The organism is Arthrobacter agilis (assembly GCF_002953615.1).
In the GTDB taxonomy this organism is placed as follows: domain Bacteria; phylum Actinomycetota; class Actinomycetes; order Actinomycetales; family Micrococcaceae; genus Arthrobacter_D; species Arthrobacter_D agilis_B.
Map to the genome: position 1 here is coordinate 3,307,337 of NZ_CP024915.1, position 3,311 is coordinate 3,310,647.

5 protein-coding genes are annotated in these 3,311 nt (G+C 63.0%); 2 read left to right on the top strand and 3 right to left on the bottom strand.

Features of this window, described 5'->3' with window-relative positions; all coding sequences use genetic code 11:
• Positions 1 to 368: 368 nt before the first annotated feature.
• A complete protein-coding gene (locus CVO76_RS16215) occupies positions 369 to 680 on the bottom strand; it encodes a hypothetical protein (RefSeq protein WP_208740123.1) in 312 nt (103 codons plus the stop codon).
• 307 nt (positions 681 to 987) lie between these two features.
• Here CVO76_RS16215 and CVO76_RS16220 point away from each other — a divergent pair, with 307 nt between their 5' ends.
• The gene (locus tag CVO76_RS16220) at positions 988 to 1,290 is read left to right on the top strand and encodes a hypothetical protein (RefSeq protein ID WP_208740124.1); all 303 of its coding nucleotides are present in this window, start codon (positions 988 to 990) and stop codon (positions 1,288 to 1,290) included.
• 126 nt (positions 1,291 to 1,416) lie between these two features.
• Positions 1,417 to 1,743 carry a hypothetical protein gene (locus CVO76_RS16225; RefSeq protein WP_208740125.1) on the top strand — a complete coding sequence of 109 codons (327 nt, stop codon included), beginning with the start codon at positions 1,417 to 1,419 and terminating at the stop codon, positions 1,741 to 1,743.
• Positions 1,744 to 1,866: 123 nt separating this feature from the next.
• On the opposite strand, the gene CVO76_RS16230 is transcribed toward CVO76_RS16225, so the two are convergent.
• Positions 1,867 to 2,256, bottom strand: a complete 390-nt coding sequence (locus CVO76_RS16230) for a hypothetical protein (RefSeq protein WP_244186058.1) — start codon at positions 2,254 to 2,256, stop codon at positions 1,867 to 1,869.
• Between the two features lie 89 nt (positions 2,257 to 2,345).
• A complete protein-coding gene (locus tag CVO76_RS16235) occupies positions 2,346 to 3,185 on the bottom strand; it encodes a universal stress protein (RefSeq protein ID WP_208740126.1) in 840 nt (279 codons plus the stop codon).
• Positions 3,186 to 3,311: the final 126 nt, after the last annotated feature.

Genomic DNA, 3,311 nt, shown 5'->3' on the forward strand with positions numbered 1-3,311 from the left:
CCACCAGTCGACCTGTCCGAGGGTTAAGGTCCATGGAAAGTCGAGGTCACCAGTCCCGCGCTGAAGGGATTCCGTCAGCTACCCGAGAAGGCTGCCGCTGCCATCGTTGAAACCGTCACCGGAGCTTTGGCCGATAGATCTCGCTGGTTCAGAAAGCCCACTACCAATGAACTTCTAAGTTCGCGCATCGCGCGCCCTGGGGACTACCGGGTGCTGTTTACCCTCGATGTTGAAAAGCACGTCCTCTACGTTCACCGTATCGAACACTGATCCAGCGTCTACAAGACTCGCTAACCCCTATGGCTTCGGGTTCGACGCAGCGGGCCGTCGACGGCTTCCGAAGTGCCAGGGCGCGGGTAGGTCGAGGGTTACTGGTCGAGGGCCTTGTCATGCGGATCCAGCGCCGGGTAGCCGAAGTTGGGGGCGGCGGCGTGTGGGTGTAGCCGGGGAGACGGTGACCTCATGGAGTACGGCGACTCACTTCGGGTGGCCTTCAAGAAAAGCATGTCCTCAGGAGACAGCCAATACTCACCGTGCTCGTCCAAATTCAGCACCTGCCCCGCACCTGCTTCGATCCGGTTGACGTAGGTGCGGGGCAGGACCATTGTTCCGGGATTTTGCAGCAGCCATTGCTGCACGGTCGTGTCGAGTGTGGTCCACAAAGAGCTGATACTGGTCATGAAGCGTGTCCTTCTTATTCGAGAGCCATGATGGCCACGGCGCCGGGATGACGCGCACCTCAGGTCCTCGTCCCATCCAAACGGGTACTCACGCAAAGGGGTAGGGCACAACGTCCCGGGCTGCTCCGACCAGTCCCGTGGCACGAGAATCTCAGGAATCTCGGGAAGCACGGGGTTCACGGGTCGAATAGGGTGCGCCGCCATAGGTTCTTGGGCAATGTACGACGAGGACCGAATCCGGTGAAGGACACGAAGTCAGGACCTAAGGCACCTCCGGGGACGACTGCCCGCCTCATACGGTGGGATCATGTTGCACCAGTGGATTGCTGCCGCCTTGCCGGGTGGACTTCTTGAACGACAGACACAACTGAACACCGTCACGATCATCGGAACCGGGCCGATGGCCTACGCGTTAGCGGTGAAAATGCCTCATGGCCGCTGCGAGGTCAACATTCTAGGGGACGATCGGCCGGTGCAGGCACTGGCGCATCTGCTGGGAACGGGTGCCCAGGGTGCGTGCTACGGCACCCCGATCGGAGGCACGATCGTCGAGCTGGCCATCCCCTATCCGGACATCGAACCGTTTGTCGTTAAATACGGGCACCAATGAAGGGGGAAAATCATCATCGACACCAGCAACCCCGTAGATACTGCCACTTTTGACACAATGCTGGTCGCGCCGGGCCACTCGGCCGCCGAGCATCTTTCCGGACTGCTTGGCGGACAGACTTCTGTTGTGAAGGCATTCAACACCATTCCGGCCGGTATATTGCAGGCCGGGATGGTCTGCGGGCTCCCTCTGGACGTCTTCATTGCCGGCGATTCCGCTGGCGTGAAGGCAGTTGTCGGCCGGCTTGTGGCCTCGGCTGGCATGCACCCCATCGACTGTGGGCCTCTTCGTCGTGCCCGCGAGCTGGAGGCGGTCATGCTTCTCATTCTTGGTCTTCAGGCTCAGGCAACCGGCACGTCTCCCACGGAAGCCGTTGCCCTGAAGCTGCTGCCGGAACTGCGTCCAGGGACCCGACACGGAGCGCCACTGCACCGGGGCGGTGTCGGAGGGTGACAAACGGAAGCAAAGTGTACCTTCGGCGCCCAGCTAGCCGGCGCCCTGGAGGACCAGAGCATCACCGTTTACGGTTGACGGCGGGTGGATCGTACGAGTGCGCGCCCTGGAAGTAGTCGCGCATCACGCATCAGAGCCAGGGGCGGCCCGACACGGCGATTCGATTGGGGACAGCGCTGCGCGCTCAGGACCCATGGCAGTGGCTGCGACATCATCGATGCTTGGCAACCGTGAGGAGAACAACAGAATCCTCGACCGCCTCCAACCGTCCGGTGCGTCCGGAACGACGACGAGGTCACCAGTCAAACCGTCCCAGGCGTCGTCACCACAGGTCAGTGCCACACGTCCCTGCACGACGTGCACTATCGCGTCACCGGGATTCTCGTGTTCCTGCAGGAAGCTACCGGCACGCAGGGCGATCAAGGTCTGCCGCAATGTCCTCTCGTACCCTCCGAACACGATATGGGCATTGGGCGCGTGCAGGGCCACCTTCACCTGGTAGCGCATGAGCACGTCAGTGATGCTTTAGACGGCGCCTGTCTTTTGAGGGTCCAACTTCTGAGGGTCCAAGGAATCTTCACTGGAGATTTGGGAATCGTGCCTCACCGGACGACGAGGACATTGCCTCGGGCGTGATGCAGCACGGCATGAACGGAGGAACCCAGGCGCGCACCCAGCGTGTTGGTGCCCTTCGCGCCCAGCACCACGCAGATGGCCTGGTGGGAGTGGTGGATGATGACCCCGGGCACGGAAGGTTCAGCGAAGGAATCCTCGATGACCTTGAGGTCAGCGTCTTCGGGCAGCAGGTTCAGAGCCTGCTGGATGACAGGGTCATGTTCCGGGTCGGGCAGGCGCGTCCTCGCATGCCGGGCGTAGGGCCTGACATGGAGCACGCGAAGCGGCACGTGCACCGTCGTCGCGAGGCTCGCTGCCTGGACCACAGCGCGGTCGCTCTCGGGGGACCCGTCGACCGCGACCAGGACGTCACCCTGGGCGGGTCGGTCGTCACGGATGACGGCGATGGGGCACGAGGCGGAAGCGGCGAGATGGAGGCTGACGGACCCGACGAGCAGGCCTGCGAAACCGCCGAGCCCGCGGGTGCCGGTGACGAGCAGGGACGCTTCCGCCGAGAGCCTGGTAAGCACCTCAGAAGGAAAACCGACGATGAGCCTCAAGCTCACCTCAACACCCGGCTCGGCCTGCTTGGCAAGGTCCAGACCTTCTGCTGCCGTTCGTTCCGCTGCGCTCTGCAGGCCGCTGTCCTTCACGGCCGGGACTGGGCCGAGGTCCTGCGTGAAGAACGGCCAGACCCAGCAATGCACGACAACGAGGGTTAGTTTTGTCGCGACCGCATGGTGGGCTGCCCAGAGGACGGCGCGGCGGGAGCCGTCTGAGCTGTCGTAGCCGACGATGACGGGTTTGACCGCATCGGCCGGGCTCATGCTGATGCGCCGACGGTTAGCAGAGCAACAGTGTCGCCTGAGTGGAGTTGCGGGGCGCCATGGGAGACGAGGACCGGGCACTGCGCCCGCTCAGCCAGGACGGAGCTGACGGACCCAAGGAGCAGT